Source organism: Mycobacterium sp. NGS67 (assembly GCF_059812185.1).
This window is the reverse complement of sequence record NZ_JCALCF010000036.1, coordinates 31,100-47,010: the sequence shown is the minus strand read 5'-3', so window position 1 is coordinate 47,010 and position 15,911 is coordinate 31,100. Positions and strand designations below refer to the sequence as shown.

Below are 15,911 nucleotides of genomic sequence, written 5' to 3'. Positions count from 1 at the left end.
CCTAACCATCACCACCTAGCCACTCACCAGCCGTGGTCACCTCTATTTTCGAGTGAGACGCAGAATCGCATGATATTCGCGTCCGCGATGCGATTCTGTGTCTGCTCGCCGCGTCAGGCGGCCGCGCCCGGCTTCAGGTAGGTGACCAGGCTGACGTCGAGCATCTCGTCGTCGAAGTAGTGTTCGCAGCCGCGCAGATACTTCATGTACCGCTCGTAGACCTCCACCGAGGTCACCTCGATGGCCTTCTCGCGGTTGGACTCCAACGTGTCCCCCCAGATGTGCAGCGTCTTGATGTAGTGCGGACGCAGCGAAAGAGGCTCGGGGACAGTGAAACCCGCCTTCTCGCCGTGCTCGACCATCATCTCGGTGGACGGCAGCCTGCCACCCGGGAAGATCTCGGTGACGATGAACTTGATGAACCGCACCGTCTCGAACGTGATGCGTTTGCCGCGGGCCGCCATGTCGTAGGGGTGGTAGCTCACGCTGCTCTGCACCGTCATCCGGCCGTCCTCGGGCATGATGTCGAAGCACCGCTTGAAGAAGTCGTCGTAATTCTCGTGCCCGAAGTGCTCGAAAGCCTCGATGGACACGATCCGGTCGACGGGTTCGTTGAAGTCTTCCCAGCCGTGCAGCAGCACCCGCCGCGACCGGTCGGTGTCGAGGGCGTCCAGCACCTGCTGCGAACGCGCGTGCTGGTTCTTGGACAGGGTCAGACCGACGACGTTGACGTCGTACTTCTCGACGGCGCGCTTCATCGTGGTGCCCCAGCCGCAGCCGATGTCCAGCAGGGTCATGCCCGGCTTGAGGTCCAGTTGGTCCAGGTTCAGGTCGACCTTGGCGATCTGAGCTTCCTCGAGTGAGATGTCCGGCGGCTCGAAGTAGGCGCAGCTGTAGGTGCGGGTCGGGTCCTGGAACAGGGCGAAGAAGTCGTCGGAGACGTCGTAGTGCGCCTGGATGTCCTGAAAGTTTCTCTCGCGCGTCTTCGTCGGGCTAAGCGGGTTCTCGGCCATTCTCGTCTTTCTTCTCCTGGATCGTGTTCATGCGATGAGCGCACGCGCGAGCCTCGGCTGGAATGCCAACCGTATGGTTTGTCGAGGCGGTAATCAATGACGCGAGGGTGCCCGTCGTTGGCAGAAAGTCTACTTCGCCAGGGTGAAGTGGTTGCAGTCGATATAGCCGATGCGAAACGCCTTGGCACAACCGGTCAGATACTTCATGTACCGGTCGTAGACCTCCTCCGACTGGATAGCGATGGCCTCGTCGCGGTGCGCCTCCAGCGCCTCGCCCCAAAAGTCCAGCGTCCGGGCGAAATCGAGCTGCAGCGACTGGATCTGGGTCACGTTGAACCCGACCTTCGCCGCGTGCTCTTCGACCTTCTCGATCATGGGCAGCCGGCCACCCGGGAAGATCTCGGTGATGATGAACTTCATGAACTTCGCCCACTCCATGGTCAACGGCATGCCGCGCGCCATGATCTCGCGCGGATGTAAGCCGGTGATCACGTGCAGCAGCATGACGCCGTCGTCGGGCAGGGCCTCGTAGGTGAACTTGAAGAAGTCGTCGTAGCGGTGGAAACCGAAGTGCTCGACGGCTTCGATGGTGACGATCCGGTCCACCGATTCGTCGAAATCGGCCCAGTCGCTCAGCAACACCCGGTGTGAGCGGTTGGTGTCGACCTGGTCAAACAGCTGCTGGCAATAGTTGTGCTGGTTCTTCGACAGCGTGAGTCCGATCACGTTGACGTCGAATTTCTCGAGCGCGCGCTTCAACACCGGGCCCCAGCCGCAACCGACGTCCAGCAATGTCATGCCTGGCTCTAGCCCAAGCTTGCCCAGCGCCAGGTCGATCTTGGCGAGCTGGGCTTGGTGCAGGTCCATGTCCTCGCGCTCGAAGTACGCGCAACTGTAGGTGCGTGTCGGATCGACGAACAGCGCGAAGAACTCGTCGGACAGGTCGTAGTGCGCCTGGACGTCGTCTGAATTGGATCGCAGACTTCCGGCGCGCGTGTACGTATCCGCCATATGTCCTCCCGATGGGACAGCTCACCCCCCAGCGAGGTGCCCTTCCACGGCACCCTACACGGGGGCAGGCCCATCCTTCGTATTTGGAAAGCCTGTTCGGCGGCTTTCGCGCGAACCGGTACCGACGCACCGGACCCGCAGCAGACCGCAGCTGCCGCGCCAGTACCATCGGGGAGCCCGATAAGCGCCCCGCCGCGAAAGGCCGGATCAGCCCGTGCTTAAGAACGATTTCCTGCGACGCCTCGCCGTGATCGTAACTGTAGGCATCACTTTGATGTGCGGAACCACGGCCTGCGGCGGCGGGAAGCCTGCGACGCCCCGGTCGTCTTCGACATCTATTTCTTCGACCCGTCCTGCTGTGACTTCGGCACCGCCGGCGACAACTACGACACCCAAAGCCCTGCGCGTTCCAACCGGCGGCGTCGTGGGGCCTGGGACGATTTACAGCGGGTGTGAGAACAGGTTCGCTACTGGCGACGATTTGAAATTCGATAAATCCGGTCAGATTTTCAATCCCAAGGCCGGTCAATTCGTCGCGTTGCCGGTGCCCACGATACCTGCTGGGCAGAAGTTGGTGGGATATGGCTGCACTGTCGGCGGCGATGAAGATCATACTCGGGTGTTTTATGTGACCACGTTGTCGATACCGTCGGAGGGTTTGACTCCAGAACGGCGATCCACTTCGATCGTCGCTTTCGATCCCTTCACGTCGGCGCCCCCGCAGACAGCGCCTTGGCCGTCAGACGTGACCGTGCGAGCAATCTCTCCGTCGAATTATGGATTCTATGCCGAGACATCAGGCGGCTTACTCGGCTTCGATGGCGCAACCCTGAAAACGACGTTCACCTGCACCATTGACAACCGCGCCGGCAACTGTTGGCACAACTATGCCGGATTCGGCAGATTCCGCGCAGACCGCGAAGCCGGTGAAGAATTTTTCAATGGCAGGGACGGCAGCAAGGTCGGCGAAAACATCGGCACGACCATGAGTGGCGGTGTCCCGATGTCCTTCGACGGGATGGTCGTCGTCGTGGGGACCGCTTGGCCATACAAGTACGGCTACTTCGACTTCCGCGACAACAAGATGAAGGACGTTGCCGGCGAGTTCAATATGGTCCTGTGGGACGACTTACTCATGCAATGGGGGGCGGACTACTTGACGGTCTTGAACCTGACTACCAACAGTAATGTGTTCCACCGCGCCGGCGATGACGTCAAAAACCTGCATATCAAGACGGTTCACTTTGCTGGCAAATATCTTTATATTGACAACGATTCCGACAGACCCGTCATTGACATCACCACCTCCCAGAAAGTGTCGTCAGGGTGGAAAGTGGTGCCGCTTCTCAGAGTCTCCCGCGACTGGATGCTGATAGATAACAAGAATCCGGATTGGAATCAGTCGTGCTTCAGCAAGAACGTGATCCATTGCCCTGTCGGCAACGACACTGAACTGGTCTACGCACCGAACGGAAACTACGCAGGCCCCTGGTATTGATCACGATCGCGTGACCGCCGGGCGCTGAGAAATGCCCGACAGCTCCTTTCAGAAGGAGCTGCCGGGCTGCCTCATCCGACGGTGGCGCGGTGCTGCTACTTCTCCAGCGTGAACTGGTTGACGTCGATGTAGCCGGTGCGGAACGAGTCAGCGCAACCGGTCAGATACCTCATGTAGCGGTCGTAGACCTCTTGGGACTGGATCTCGATGGCCTCGTCGCGCCGCGACTCCAACGCAGCGGCCCAGGTGTCCAGGGTCCTGGCGTAGTGCGGCTGCAGCGACTGACGGCGGGTCAGCTTGAAACCGGCCCGCGACGAATGGTCTTCGACCTTCTCGATCGACGGCAACCGGCCACCCGGGAAGATCTCGGTCATGATGAACTTCGTGAACCGGGCCATCTCGAAGGTCAGCGGCATGCCGCGCTCGATCATCTGCGGTCCGGTCAGCGCGGTGATCGTGTGCAGCAGCATCACGCCGTCGTCGGGCAGCACTTTGTGGGCCAGCGCGAAGAAGTCGTCGTAGCGGTCGTGGCCGAAGTGTTCGAACGCGCCGATCGAGACGATCCGGTCGACGGGCTGGTCGAACTGTTCCCAGCCCTCCAGCAGCACCCGCCGGCTGCGCTCGGTGGCCAGCTCGTCGAACGTCTGCTGCACGTGCGCGGCCTGGTTCTTGGACAGGGTCAGCCCGATGACGTTGACGTCGTATTTCTCGATCGCGCGGCGCATGGTGGCGCCCCAGCCGCAACCGACGTCCAGCAGCGTCATGCCGGGCTGCAGGCCCAGCTTGCCCAGCGCCAGGTCGATCTTGGCGATTTGCGCCTCTTCCAGCGTCATGTCGTCGCGCTCGAAGTAGGCGCAGCTGTAGGTCTGGGTGGGATCCAGGAACAGCCGGAAGAAGTCGTCGGATAAGTCGTAATGTGCCTGCACGTCGTCGAAGTGCGGCTTCAATTGCTCGGCCATGATTTTTGTGTGCCTTTCTGGACCGCCGCGGTCCGCGGTCGCATGCAAAACGTTTGCAAACCCCCCGAGCATGCAGGAGGCATGCTATCCGATGCAGCGTTGCATCACTAAACTGAGAACCCGTCCTACCAGGTAGAACGTCCTATTTGTGCGCCCGGCGGCCTGGTTGCCGTGGGGGAGAGCGCTATTTGATCAGGGTGTATTGGGCGACGTTGGAAAGGCCCTTGCGGAAAAGGCCCGCGCAGCCGGTCAAGTAACGCATGAAGCGGTCGTAGACCTCCTGCGACTGCACGGCGATTGCCTGCTCGCGATTGGCTTCCAGATTGGCCGCCCACATGTCCAACGTCCGCGCGTAATGCGGCTGCAGGTATTGAATTTCGTCCACCGAGAACCCGCTGTTCTTGGCGTTGTCGATGATGTCGACTTCGCCGCACATGCCCCCGCCGGGGAAGATTTCGGTCGCCAGGAATCGGAAGAACCGCAAATCGCTCATGGTCACGGTGATGCCGTGGTCACGCCAGTAGGTCTGCTCGTGGGTGAAAATGCTGTGCAGCAGCATCCGGCCGTCGTCGGGCATGATCTCGTAGGAGCGGTCGAAGAACGCCGGCCAGCGTTCCTTCTTGAACGCGTCGAAGGCTTCGAAGCTGACGATTCGATCCACCTTCTCGTCGAATTCTTCCCAGCCCTGCAGACGTGCCTCGGCGCGTCGCTCGGTGGGTATCGCGGCCAGCCGCTGCTGGCTGAGCGCGGCGTGGTGCTTGCTCAAGGTGATGCCGATGACGTTGACGTCGTACTTCGTCAGCGCGCGGACCACCGCGCCGCCCCAGCCGCAACCGACGTCCAGCAACGTCATACCCGGCTCGAGTTTGAGCTTGTCCAGGGCCAGATCCAACTTGGCGAGCTGCGCCTCTTCCAGCGTCATGTCGTCGCGCTCGAAGTACGCGCAGGTATAGACCATGTTGGGGTCCAGGAATAGCCGGAAGAAGTCGTCGGAAATGTCGTACGTCGCCTGGGACTCTTCGTAATACGGCTTCAATTCGGCCATGTCAGACAACCTCCTGTTCCAACGGTAACAATGTCGCACGCGGCGCCGAGCAGGGAGAACGGAACCATTTATCCGCCCTGCGCCCTGCCGGCTGCAGCGAAATTGCTCGTGAGTTCACCGATGACGCGATCCCACAACTGCTTCGGCAAATCATGGCCCATTCCGTCGACTAACACCAATCGGGCGCCGTCGATCGCGCGTGCGATCGCCCGTCCCCCGAAGGGGCGCATCAGTTTGTCGGCCCGGCCGTGAATCACCACAGTCGGGGCGGCGATGCGCCGGTTGTAGTGCTGCAGGCTGCCGCTGCCCAGGATCGCGCTGAATTGTTGCGCGATGCCCCACGGGTGGTAGTTGCGGTCGTAGCTCTCGGCGGCGTCGGCGCGGAGCTCCTCGTCGGGCGCCAAGTAGCGCGGGCTGCCGATGATCTTGCTGACCCGCACCGAGTTGTCGATGATGACGTCGCGCGGCGAGTTCGGCGCGGGACCCTTGATCAGCGACAACAGCGCGCGCGGCGCGGGCGGCGGCAGGAAGCGCTGATTGTTGCTGGAGAAGATGATGGCCAGCGTCTTGGTGCGCTCGGCGAAGCGTGCCGCGAAGACCTGGGCGATCATGCCGCCCATCGACGCACCGACGATGTGCGCGTGCTCGATGTCGAGGTGATCCAGCAAGGCCGCGGCGTCCTGGGCCATGTCCTCCAACGTGTACGCGGCCCGGCTGGGCAGACCCAGCCACGACCGCGCCATCCGGACCGGCAGCGGTTGATCGGACTTGTGCCGTCCGGTCTTGGTGGACAGGCCGACGTCGCGGTTGTCGAAGCGGATCACCCGCAGACCCTGGTCGACGAGTTGCTCACAGAACCCGGTCCGCCACAACAGCATCTGGGCGCCCAGGCCCATGATGAGCAGCACGGGCGGATGCTCGACATCGCCCATGTCCTCGTAGTAGAGCTTCACATCACCGGAGATCGCGGTGCCGCTGCGAACTTCCATGCGGTCAGACCTCGAGATCGGAGGAATGCTCGCGGCTGACCTCGACCATGAAGTTGGCGAAATACCCGGTCAGCTGCGGGTCGGACATCATCTGCCATTTGGGCGCCAGCAACTTCATGTAGCGCTCCACATAGAGGAACTGCTTTCCGATCAGCACCAGCTCACGGGGCAGCTTGACGTCGTAGGCGTCGGCAAGGGTAGACAACTGGCGGCCGATGTCGGCGTAGGACATGTCGCCCAGCGACTGCATGGTGAGCGGGGTGGCGAACTTCTCCAGGTCCTTGGCGGCCTGGGCTTCGGGTTTGACCGTTCCGACGGCTCCCATCAGCACGACGATCTTGCCCGCCGCGGCGTGGTCCTTCTTGACCAGCAACGCGTACACCAGTTCCCGCAGCAACCATCGGGTGCGCGGGTCGATGCGGCCCATGATCCCGAAGTCGAAGAAGACGATGCGGCCCTGGTCGTCGACGTAAAGGTTGCCGGCGTGCAGGTCGCCGTGGAACAGGCCGTGGCGCAGCCCGCCCTCGAACAGGCTGAACAGCAGGGCCTTCACCAGTTCGGTGCCGTCGAACCCGGCCTTGCGGATGGCGGCGACGTTGTCGATGCGGATGCCGTGCACCCGTTCCATCGTCAGCACCCGCTGACTGGTCAAGTTCCAGTGCACCTGGGGCACCCGGATGTTCTTGCCCAGCGGCGAGGTGTGCAGATGCGAAACCCACGCATCCATCGATTGCGCCTCGAGCCGGAAGTCCAGCTCCTCGGCCAGGTTGTCGGAGAAGTCGGCGACCACGTCCTGCGCGGAGAGCCGCCGGCCCAACTTGGCGAGTTCGACGGCCTGGGCGAAACGCTGCAGGATCTGCAGGTCGGCGGCGACCCGACGGCGGATGCCGGGCCGCTGGATCTTGACCACGACCTCCTCGCCGGTCTTCAACGTCGCGTAGTGCACCTGGGCTATCGACGCCGAGGCGAACGGCTGTTCGTCGAAGCTGGCGAACAGGTTCGCGGGGTCGTCGCCGAGCTCCTCGACGAACAACTTGTGCACCTGGTCGGTGTCGGCCGGCGGCACCCGGTCCAGCAGTCCGCGGAATTCACGCGACAGCGATTCGCCGAACGCGCCCGGGCTGGAGGCGATGATCTGCCCGAACTTGACGTAAGTGGGACCCAGGTCGGCAAAAGCCTGCGGGATTTCTTTGATGACTTTCTGTTGCCACGGCCCCTTGGCCGGCAGCTTGGTGACCACACGAGCGGCGGTGCGGGTGACCTGCCAACCGGTGACAGCTACCCGGGCCGCCTCGACCGGCAACGGCACCCGGTCGAGTTTGGCCACATCGCGATGCTTTGTGGAACTCATCCCAGCAGTGTGCCAAACCGGGGAGGTCAACTCTAAATTTGCGTGACGCCGCTCCCGAGCCGTTACGCGGTCGCCGAACGTGCCGCTGCTGCGAAATCCGGGCCCGGATTTCGCACTGACTACACGCTCGGTGTAGAGCCGCGCAATTCAAGGCTTGCGCCACGGCGTGAGCCAGGGTTGCGGTTCCCAGTTCTCCAGCCCGGCGATCAGCTCGTACATGGTGGCACCGTCGATGCTTTCCCGCACGATGTCGGCGTGCCCGGAGTGCCGGGCCAACTCGTTGATGATGTGCAGGATCACCCAGCGCACCGACCAGGCCGGAAAGTCCTTGGGAAACCAGGGCGCGTCCTGCGGCACCGGGACGGGTAGGTCGAGATCGACCGTCTCGACCAGGCGCAACGTCACGGCGTTCTGTTCCGCGAAGGCGTTCAGCAGCTCCGCCAATGTCTCGTCGGCGCCCATCACGTACTCGGCCTGGAACTCTTCGGCACGGACTTCGAACGGCCGGGTGTCTTTTGCGGGCTCACCGGGTGCCGCGGCGACCCGTGCCATCCACACGCGTTGCATGCCGGTGGCGTGCTTGATCAGACCGCCGACCGACAGTGCGCTGGCCGACGGCGTGGACCGGGCCTGCTCATCGGTGAGTCCGTAGGACACCGCGAAGTAGGCGCTCTGGTGGTAGGCCACGAATTCACGCAGGGCGTCGCGTTCGTCGGTCACCGGTGCGGCGAGTGCGGGCATGGCTCAGTCCTCCCTGGTGTGCTGGTGCATGGTGTGCTCGTAGAGGTCGCGCAGCAAGGCGATTTCGGCGCCGTGATGAATTGCTTCCCGGTTGATGTGCAGGACCAGCGCGAGCATCGGATATTCGGCGTAGGGGCCTTCGGCCGGTCCGCACGGGCGGTTCAGGTCTGCCGCGGACAACGATCTCACGCCGGATATCCAGGTCGCGTAGGTCTCGTCGAGCTGGCGCAGCGCGGTGGCGGCGTCGGTGGCGTAGGGCCAACTCTGATAGTCGGCCGGCGGAGCGCCGAAGTGACTGTGGTTGCGCATGGCGAACACCCCGACGATCACGTGCGCCAGGCGCCAGGCGATCGTCGTGAACGGCGCCGGGTCGGGCGGCGGGTAGGCGAAGTCGATTCCGCCGTCCTGGCGGATCGTCCAGCAGTCGGGCGCCGGCCGCCAGAAGTATTCGTCGTCGGTCAAGCCGGTCAGGCGGGGGCGCAGTTGGGTGTGCCAATGCACGTCGAGTTGGTCGGCGAGCTGGGAGGTCAGGTCTGCCATGCCGTCGAGTCTGGCACCCACAGCGGACATGTTCGGTCCGCTGACCGAGGCAGACCGGCACGCGCGCTCGCCGAACGCCTACACCGTGTCGGCGGGGGGCCGTAAGGTGCTGTCATGCAGGTTGTTTCGGCGGAATCGACCGAGCTGTTCGTCGGGCCGCCGGACGCCCCGGTGCAGTTGGTGCGGCTGACCGTCGCGCACTGCACCGAACCGACCACGCTGCGCATCGAGGGCGACGGGCTGCGCGGCGACGTGGTCGTCGGGCCCGGTGCCGGGGTCGTCGAGGTTCCGGTGACGGTGGATGGTCCGGTCGTCGGACAACGGCGCGCGGCCCGGGCGGGGGGCCTGCCGTTCGAGTTCGTGGTGGCCGAGCCGGGCTGGACGATGTTCATGATCAGCCACTTCCACTACGACCCGGTGTGGTGGAACACCCAGGGCGCCTACACCAGCGAATGGGCGGAGGATCCGCCCGGACGGGCCCGGCAGACCAACGGCTTCGAACTGGTCCACGCGCATCTGGAGATGGCGCGCCGCGAGCCCGAGTACAAGTTCGTCCTCGCCGAGGTCGACTACCTCAAGCCCTACTGGGACACCCGTCCCGAGGACCGCGCCGACCTGCGCCGGTTTTTCGCCGAAGGCCGGGTCGAGGTGATGGGCGGCACCTACAACGAACCGAACACCAACCTCACGAGTCCGGAGACCACCATCCGAAACCTGGTGCACGGCATCGGTTTTCAGCGCGACGTGTTGGGCGCCGACCCGGCCACCGCGTGGCAGCTCGACGTCTTCGGCCACGACCCGCAATTCCCCGGTATGGCCGCCGACGCCGGACTGACCTCGAGTTCGTGGGCCCGGGGTCCGCATCATCAGTGGGGTCCGGGGCAGGACGGCATGGAGCGCATGCAGTTCTCCAGCGAGTTCGAATGGATCTCGCCGTCCGGGCGGGGACTGCTCACCCACTACATGCCGGCCCACTATTCGGCGGGCTGGTGGATGGACTCGGCGACGACGCTCGGGGAAGCCGAGGAGGCGACGTATGCGCTGTTCGACCGGCTCAAGAAGGTGGCTCTGACGCGCAATGTGCTGCTGCCGGTGGGAACCGACTACACGCCGCCGAACAAGTGGGTCACCGAGATCCACCGCGACTGGGCCGTCCGCTACACCTGGCCGCGGTTCGTGTGCGCACTGCCGCGCGAGTTCTTCGCCGCGGTCCGCGCCGAGCTGGCCGAACGCGACGCGGTGCCCTCGCCGCAGACCCGGGACATGAACCCGATCTACACCGGCAAGGACGTGTCGTTCATCGACACCAAACAGGCCAACCGCGCCGCGGAGAACCTGGTCTTGGACGCCGAGCGTTTCGCGGTGTTCGCCGGATTGCTGTCCGGCGCCGAATACCCGCAGGCGGCGTTCGCCAAGGCCTGGGTGCAGCTGGCGTACGGGGCTCATCATGACGCGATCACCGGCTCGGAATCCGACCAGGTGTATCTCGACCTGCTGACCGGTTGGCGAGACGCGTGGGAGCTGGGACGCGCCGCGCGGGACAACTCGTTGCGGTTGCTCACCAGCGCGGTGGCCCGGGACCGCGACTCGGTGGTGGTCTGGAACCCGTTGACCCAGTCACGCACGGACGTCGTGACCATCCGAATGGACGAACCCTGTGCGGGCGTGCTGGACGACGAAGGCGCTGAGGTACCGGCGCACGTGGCGGACGACGGACGGTCGGTCACCTGGCTGGCGGCGGTGCCGTCACTTGGCTGGCGTACGTATCGTCTGGTCGCCGGGCGTGGCAAGCGGCGGGGTTGGCAGCCGGTCGCCGGTGCGCGAATCGCCAACGAGCACTACCGGGTGACCGTGGACCCGCAGCGCGGCGGCGGTGTGGATTCGATGACCCACCACGGCCGCGAGCTGATTGCCGACGGCCGGGTCGGCAACGAGCTGGCCGTCTACGAGGAATATCCGGCGCACCCCAGCCAAGGCGAGGGCCCGTGGCATCTGCTCCCCAAAGGGCCGGTGGTCGGATCGTCGGAAGCTCCCGCGACCGTGCAGGCCTTCGACGGACCGCTCGGTCAGCGGCTGGTCGTGCAGGGCCGGATCGGCACCCTGCTGCGCTACACCCAGACCCTGACCCTGTGGCACGGCGTCGACCGGCTGGACTGTCGCACCACCATCCACGACTTCACCGGCGAAGACCAGCTGCTGCGCCTGCGCTGGCCGTGCCCGGTGCCCGGCGCCACGCCGGTCAGCGAGGTCGGCGACGCCGTCGTCGGGCGCGGATTCGCGCTACTGCACGACGGCGACCGCTCGGTGGACACCGCCCAGCACCTGTGGACGCTGGACAACCCGGCCTACGGCTGGTTCGGATTGTCCTCGGCGGTTCGGGTGCGCTTTAAAAACAGTGCCGCAACGCGGGCGCTGTCGGTCGCCGAGGTGATCACGCCCTCGGAGGCCGACTCCGGCCCGCTGGCGCGCGACCTGACGGTGGCCCTGGTCCGCGCCGGCGTCACGGCCACCTGTAGCGGCGCCGACCGACCCCGCTACGGCCACCTCGACGTCGACTCCAACCTGCCCGACGCGCGGATCGCGCTGGGCGGTCCCGACCGCAACGCGTTCACGAAATCGGTGCTGGCCCAAGCGGACCCGGCCTACACCGCCGAACTCAATCGTCAGCTGGCCAAGACCGGCAAAGCGCGGGTCTGGGTGCCGGCGGCGACGGAGTTGGCCGCGGTCTGGGTGCCCGACGCCGATCTGCGGGCCGCTGATGCGCTGCCCGTTCTGGTGATCGACGGGCGCGACGACGCAAGCCTGGCGGTCGCCGTGAAGTCCGTGGTGCGCGACCTGGGCGACGCCGAGATCCTTGTGCACCAGCGGGTCCCCTCAGATGCCGGAACCTTCGAGGACTACACCGTCGCGCTCCTCAACCGCGGCGTGCCGAGTTTCGCGGTCGACACCGAAGGCACCCTGCACACCGCCCTGATGCGGTCCTGCACCGGCTGGCCGTCGGGGATCTGGATCGACGATCCGCGCCGCACCGCACCGGACGGCTCCAACTTCCAATTGCAGCACTGGACACACGATTTCGACTACGCGCTGGTCTGCGGGAGTGGTGACTGGCGGCGGGTGGGGCTGCCGGCACGCAGTGCGCAGTTCTCCAACCCGTTGGTCGCGGTATCCCCGGTTGATCGGCACGGCGCGCTGGCTCCGGTCGGCTCGCTGCTGCGGATCGAACCCGCGGACTCCGTGCAACTGGGTGCGCTCAAGGTCGCCGGCAACCCGCTCACCTCGGGGAGTGCCCATCCCGTCGTACCGGACGAAATCGCGCTGCGGCTGGTCGAGGCGACCGGTTCGCCGGCCCGGGTCGAGATCGGCTCGGATGTGGGTGAACTGCGTGCACTGCGGCAAGCGGACCTGCTGGAACAACCGCAGCGTCGCAGCCGGACGATCCAGCTGCACGGCTATCAGGTCGCGACCGTGCTCGCCCGCCTCGAGAGGCCCGACGTGCCGGTCGAGGCAGGCGAGTTGGCACCGCAGGCCGAGCTCGCCCAGCCGCTGTATGCCCGGTACTGGCTGCACAACCGCGGCCCCGCGCCGCTGGGCGGGCTGCCGGCCGTCGCGCACTTGCATCCGACGCAGCTCAGCGCCGACCATCCGGTGCTGCGTCTGACCGCGGCCAGCGACTGCACCGATGCGGTGCTGGGCGGCAAAGTCGAAATACGTTGCCCAGACGGCTGGACCGCCCAGCCGGCCGAGTTGCCGTTCTCGCTGGAGCCGGGCGGGCACCTGGAAACCGATGTCGTGCTGACCATCCCGGCCCACACGCCGGCGGGCAGGTATCCGATCCGGGCACAGTTGCGGGTCACCGGCACCGGAGTGCCGCCGTCATGGCGGCAGGCGGTCGAGGACGTCGCCGTCGTGACCGTCGGAGTCGACGATCGCGAGCTCGTCTATCTCGTCGACGGTCCGGCCGACGTCGAACTGGCTGCCGGCGCGGCGACGCAACTTGCCGTGACGATCGGCAGCCACGCCGGCGCCGACCTCGCCGCCGAAGCACACCTGATCAGTCCGTGGGGGACCTGGGAGTGGATGGGCCCGGCGGCGCTCGGCGCTACGCTGCCGGCGAACGGCACCGTCCGACTCGTCTTCGACGTGACGCCGCCGGCGTGGCAGGACCCCGGACAGTGGTGGGCGCTGGTCCGGGTCGGCTGCGCGGGCCGGCTGATCTATTCACCCGCGGCCAAGGTGACGGTGACGACAGCGATGAGGAGGAGCGACGCAGAGTGACGACACACGTGGTGGCGACCGTCGCCGGCACCCCGGTTCCAGAGGCCGAAGTCGACGCGCGCGAGGCACGGCTGCGTGGGGGAACGCGGGCCGCGATGCTACCGGCCGCCGGCACCAGCGAGGGCCGTCAGCTGCGGCGCTGGCTGACCCAACTGATCGTGACCGAGCGGGTGGTCGAGGCAGAAGCGTCCGCGCGTGGCCTCAGCGGCGTGCCTGTCCCGACCGAAGCCGAACTCCTGCCCGACGTGACTGCCCGACTGGAGATCGGCAGCGTCGCGGCCGCGGCGCTGACTGACCCGCGGGCACGCGCATTGTTCGTCGACGTCACCGCCGGCGTCGTGGTCAGCGACGACGCCGTCGTCGACTACCACCGGCGCAACCCGACGCGGTTCGCGCCGTCGCGGTCGGTCGGACGGGGCTGGCGGGTGCCGGCGCCAGCCGTCCCACCTCTGGATCAGGTGCGGGTGGCCGTTACCGAACACCTGCTGGGCGCCGCGCGCAGGCGTGCCTTTCGCGTCTGGCTGGACGCGCGCCGGGCGGCGCTGGTTCATCTGTCGCCCGGCTACGAGCATCCTGGAGATCCTCGCCAACCCGACAACACCCACCGACACTGATGCTGACCCTCTGCCTTGATATCGGCGGCACCAAGATCGCCGCCGCCCTCGCCGACCCGGCCGCCCCCGGGTTGCTGGTGTACAACGACAAGCGTCCCACCCCGAAAGATGTTGCTGCCGAACAGGTTTGGGATACGGTTGCCGCGATGGTCGCCGATGCGGTCGGCGCCGCGGGCGGGGTGGTCGAGGCGGTGGGCATCGCGTCGGCCGGGCCCGTCGACCTGGCCACCGGCACCGTCAGCCCGATCAACATCCCGGCCTGGCGCGGATTCCCGCTGCGCGATCGGGTGAGCGACGCACTGCCCGGGATTGCCGTGCGGTTGGGCGGCGACGGCGTCTGCATGGCACTGGGCGAGCACTGGCTGGGTGCCGGACGGGGCGCCGGTTTTCTGCTCGGCATGGTGGTGTCCACCGGAGTGGGCGGCGGCCTGGTGCTCGACGGCATTCCGTACGACGGGCGCACCGGCAACGCCGGTCACGTCGGCCACGTCGCCGTCGAGCCGGACGGCAGACGATGCGCGTGCGGGGGTCGCGGGTGCGTCGAGACGGTCGCATCCGGTCCGTCGATGACCCGTTGGGCACGGGAGAACGGCTGGTCGGCTTCCCCGGCAGCCGGCGCGAAGGAACTGGCCGACGCCGCCGCGGCGGGGGATGCGGTGGCCTTGGCCGCTTTCGCCAGGGGCGCCCGGGCGCTTGCGGCCATGATCGGGTCGGTGGGCGCCGTGTGCGACCTCGACCTGGTCGTGATCGGCGGGGGAGTGGCCAAATCCGGTGCTTTGCTGTTCGATCCGCTGCGCGCGGCGCTGGCCGACCACACCGGGCTGGACTTTCTGCGCGGGTTGAAGGTGGCCCCGGCCGAGTTGGGCGGCGACGCCGGATTAATCGGAGCGGCCCGGCTCGCCGGGCTATAACGCCACAGCCCACCACGAGTGTGAATTCCACGACGAGACACGCCGCGGGACTGTCGCATATGTCGCACTCGACGGTCGGTGTGGTGGCCTGGCGCGTCCGGCTGACTGTCTGACGCGGCCGTTTTGGCTGATCGGACGACGCCACGCTAAGGTGGTGCCCGACCCACCGAAGACCGTCGGTCACCGAGCAATCGGTTGAAGGTCCGGGAACATCCCGGCGGCCCACGCAGGAGGACGAGGCACTTCCGCCGGCCCGTGTGTCGGCGCCTGTAGACGCCCCGGCCGCATCCTGCGCCGGGGCGTCAGTTGTTTTCGCCGGTGGCAGAGACCCCGAGTCCACACACTTATCAGGAGGCATGCATGGCCCGGGCTGACAAGGCCACCGCCGTCGCCGACATCGCCGAACAGTTCAAGAGTTCGAGCGCAACCGTCATCACCGAGTACCGCGGCCTGAGCGTCGCCAATCTGGCCGAGCTGCGCCGGTCGCTGGGCGAGTCGGCGACCTACGCGGTGGCCAAGAACACGCTGATCAAGCGGGCCGCGTCCGAGGCCGGTATCGAAGGGCTCGACGAACTGTTCGCCGGCCCCACCGCCATCGCGTTCGTCACCGGTGAGCCGGTCGACGCCGCCAAGGCGCTGAAGACCTTCGCCAAGGAGCACAAGGCGCTGGTCATCAAGGGCGGTTACATGGACGGTCACGCGCTGTCCGTCGCCGAGGTCGAGCGCATCGCCGACCTGGAATCCCGCGAGGTGCTGCTGGCCAAGCTGGCCGGCGCGATGAAGGGCAACCTCGCCAAGGCCGCCGGGTTGTTCAACGCGCCCGCGTCGCAGATGGCCCGACTGTTGGCCGCACTGCAAGAGAAGAAGGACTCCGAGTCCCCGGCAGCCGCCGCGGCACCTGCCGAAGCCGAATAACAACTACCAACCCCGACAAACCCCAAGAGATCAGGAAGGTCCCAAA

Annotated in this window: 13 protein-coding genes; 5 read left to right on the top strand and 8 right to left on the bottom strand. The window is 66.0% G+C overall.

Annotated features, from left to right (window positions below; all coding sequences use genetic code 11):
* Positions 1-113 precede the first annotated feature (113 nt).
* Complete coding sequence (mmaA4, locus tag AC5Y4D_RS24080) at positions 114-1,013, bottom strand: hydroxymycolate synthase MmaA4 (protein WP_499944373.1); 900 nt, start codon at positions 1,011-1,013, stop codon at positions 114-116.
* A 129-nt stretch (positions 1,014-1,142) separates the two neighbouring features.
* Positions 1,143-2,024 (bottom strand): cyclopropane mycolic acid synthase family methyltransferase, encoded by an 882-nt coding sequence (locus tag AC5Y4D_RS24075; protein WP_499993010.1) that lies wholly within the window; start codon positions 2,022-2,024, stop codon positions 1,143-1,145.
* A gap of 214 nt (positions 2,025-2,238) precedes the next feature.
* On the opposite strand from AC5Y4D_RS24075, the gene AC5Y4D_RS24070 reads away from it, so the two are divergent.
* Positions 2,239-3,522 (top strand): hypothetical protein, encoded by a 1,284-nt coding sequence (locus tag AC5Y4D_RS24070; protein ID WP_499993012.1) that lies wholly within the window; start codon positions 2,239-2,241, stop codon positions 3,520-3,522.
* A gap of 95 nt (positions 3,523-3,617) precedes the next feature.
* On the opposite strand, the gene AC5Y4D_RS24065 is transcribed toward AC5Y4D_RS24070, so the two are convergent.
* The 6 genes from AC5Y4D_RS24065 to AC5Y4D_RS24040 form a co-directional block, all read right to left on the bottom strand.
* Positions 3,618-4,481, bottom strand: a complete 864-nt coding sequence (locus AC5Y4D_RS24065; RefSeq protein ID WP_499993014.1) for a cyclopropane mycolic acid synthase family methyltransferase — start codon at positions 4,479-4,481, stop codon at positions 3,618-3,620.
* Positions 4,482-4,665: 184 nt separating this feature from the next.
* Positions 4,666-5,526: a cyclopropane mycolic acid synthase family methyltransferase gene (locus AC5Y4D_RS24060; RefSeq protein WP_499944377.1), complete on the bottom strand. Its 861-nt coding sequence runs from the start codon at positions 5,524-5,526 to the stop codon at positions 4,666-4,668.
* A 68-nt stretch (positions 5,527-5,594) separates the two neighbouring features.
* Positions 5,595-6,515 carry an alpha/beta fold hydrolase gene (locus AC5Y4D_RS24055; protein WP_499993015.1) on the bottom strand — a complete coding sequence of 307 codons (921 nt, stop codon included), beginning with the start codon at positions 6,513-6,515 and terminating at the stop codon, positions 5,595-5,597.
* A gap of 4 nt (positions 6,516-6,519) precedes the next feature.
* Entirely contained in the window at positions 6,520-7,866 is a 1,347-nt protein-coding gene (locus AC5Y4D_RS24050; RefSeq protein ID WP_499993017.1) for an ABC1 kinase family protein, read from the bottom strand.
* Positions 7,867-8,013: 147 nt separating this feature from the next.
* The gene (locus tag AC5Y4D_RS24045; RefSeq protein ID WP_499944434.1) at positions 8,014-8,586 is read right to left on the bottom strand and encodes a DinB family protein; all 573 of its coding nucleotides are present in this window, start codon (positions 8,584-8,586) and stop codon (positions 8,014-8,016) included.
* A 24-nt stretch (positions 8,587-8,610) separates the two neighbouring features.
* On the bottom strand, positions 8,611-9,147 hold the full coding sequence (locus tag AC5Y4D_RS24040) for a DinB family protein (protein ID WP_499993018.1): 537 nt from the start codon (positions 9,145-9,147) through the stop codon (positions 8,611-8,613).
* 114 nt (positions 9,148-9,261) lie between these two features.
* On the opposite strand from AC5Y4D_RS24040, the gene AC5Y4D_RS24035 reads away from it, so the two are divergent.
* The 4 genes from AC5Y4D_RS24035 (at position 9,262) to rplJ (ending at position 15,865) form a co-directional block, all read left to right on the top strand.
* Complete coding sequence (locus AC5Y4D_RS24035; protein WP_499993019.1) at positions 9,262-13,425, top strand: glycoside hydrolase family 38 N-terminal domain-containing protein; 4,164 nt, start codon at positions 9,262-9,264, stop codon at positions 13,423-13,425.
* On the top strand, positions 13,422-14,039 hold the full coding sequence (locus AC5Y4D_RS24030) for a DUF7158 domain-containing protein (protein ID WP_499993021.1): 618 nt from the start codon (positions 13,422-13,424) through the stop codon (positions 14,037-14,039). The genes AC5Y4D_RS24035 and AC5Y4D_RS24030 overlap by 4 nt, the downstream gene beginning before the upstream one ends.
* The gene (locus tag AC5Y4D_RS24025) at positions 14,039-14,950 is read left to right on the top strand and encodes an ROK family protein (RefSeq protein ID WP_499944383.1); all 912 of its coding nucleotides are present in this window, start codon (positions 14,039-14,041) and stop codon (positions 14,948-14,950) included. The genes AC5Y4D_RS24030 and AC5Y4D_RS24025 overlap by 1 nt, the downstream gene beginning before the upstream one ends.
* Positions 14,951-15,310: 360 nt before the next feature.
* Positions 15,311-15,865 carry a 50S ribosomal protein L10 gene (gene rplJ / locus AC5Y4D_RS24020; protein ID WP_499944384.1) on the top strand — a complete coding sequence of 185 codons (555 nt, stop codon included), beginning with the start codon at positions 15,311-15,313 and terminating at the stop codon, positions 15,863-15,865.
* Positions 15,866-15,911: the final 46 nt, after the last annotated feature.

What these genes read in the sequence shown, in the direction of transcription:
- mmaA4 (WP_499944373.1), bottom strand. Translation starts at nt 1,013, where the DNA reads ATGGCCGAGAACCCGCTTAGCCCGACGAAGACGCGCGAGAGAAACTTT.
- AC5Y4D_RS24075 (WP_499993010.1), bottom strand. Translation starts at nt 2,024, where the DNA reads ATGGCGGATACGTACACGCGCGCCGGAAGTCTGCGATCCAATTCAGAC.
- AC5Y4D_RS24065 (WP_499993014.1), bottom strand. Translation starts at nt 4,481, where the DNA reads ATGGCCGAGCAATTGAAGCCGCACTTCGACGACGTGCAGGCACATTAC.
- AC5Y4D_RS24060 (WP_499944377.1), bottom strand. Translation starts at nt 5,526, where the DNA reads ATGGCCGAATTGAAGCCGTATTACGAAGAGTCCCAGGCGACGTACGAC.
- AC5Y4D_RS24055 (WP_499993015.1), bottom strand. Translation starts at nt 6,515, where the DNA reads ATGGAAGTTCGCAGCGGCACCGCGATCTCCGGTGATGTGAAGCTCTAC.
- AC5Y4D_RS24050 (WP_499993017.1), bottom strand. Translation starts at nt 7,866, where the DNA reads ATGAGTTCCACAAAGCATCGCGATGTGGCCAAACTCGACCGGGTGCCG.
- AC5Y4D_RS24040 (WP_499993018.1), bottom strand. Translation starts at nt 9,147, where the DNA reads ATGGCAGACCTGACCTCCCAGCTCGCCGACCAACTCGACGTGCATTGG.
- AC5Y4D_RS24035 (WP_499993019.1), top strand. Translation starts at nt 9,262, where the DNA reads ATGCAGGTTGTTTCGGCGGAATCGACCGAGCTGTTCGTCGGGCCGCCG.
- AC5Y4D_RS24025 (WP_499944383.1), top strand. Translation starts at nt 14,039, where the DNA reads ATGCTGACCCTCTGCCTTGATATCGGCGGCACCAAGATCGCCGCCGCC.
- rplJ (WP_499944384.1), top strand. Translation starts at nt 15,311, where the DNA reads ATGGCCCGGGCTGACAAGGCCACCGCCGTCGCCGACATCGCCGAACAG.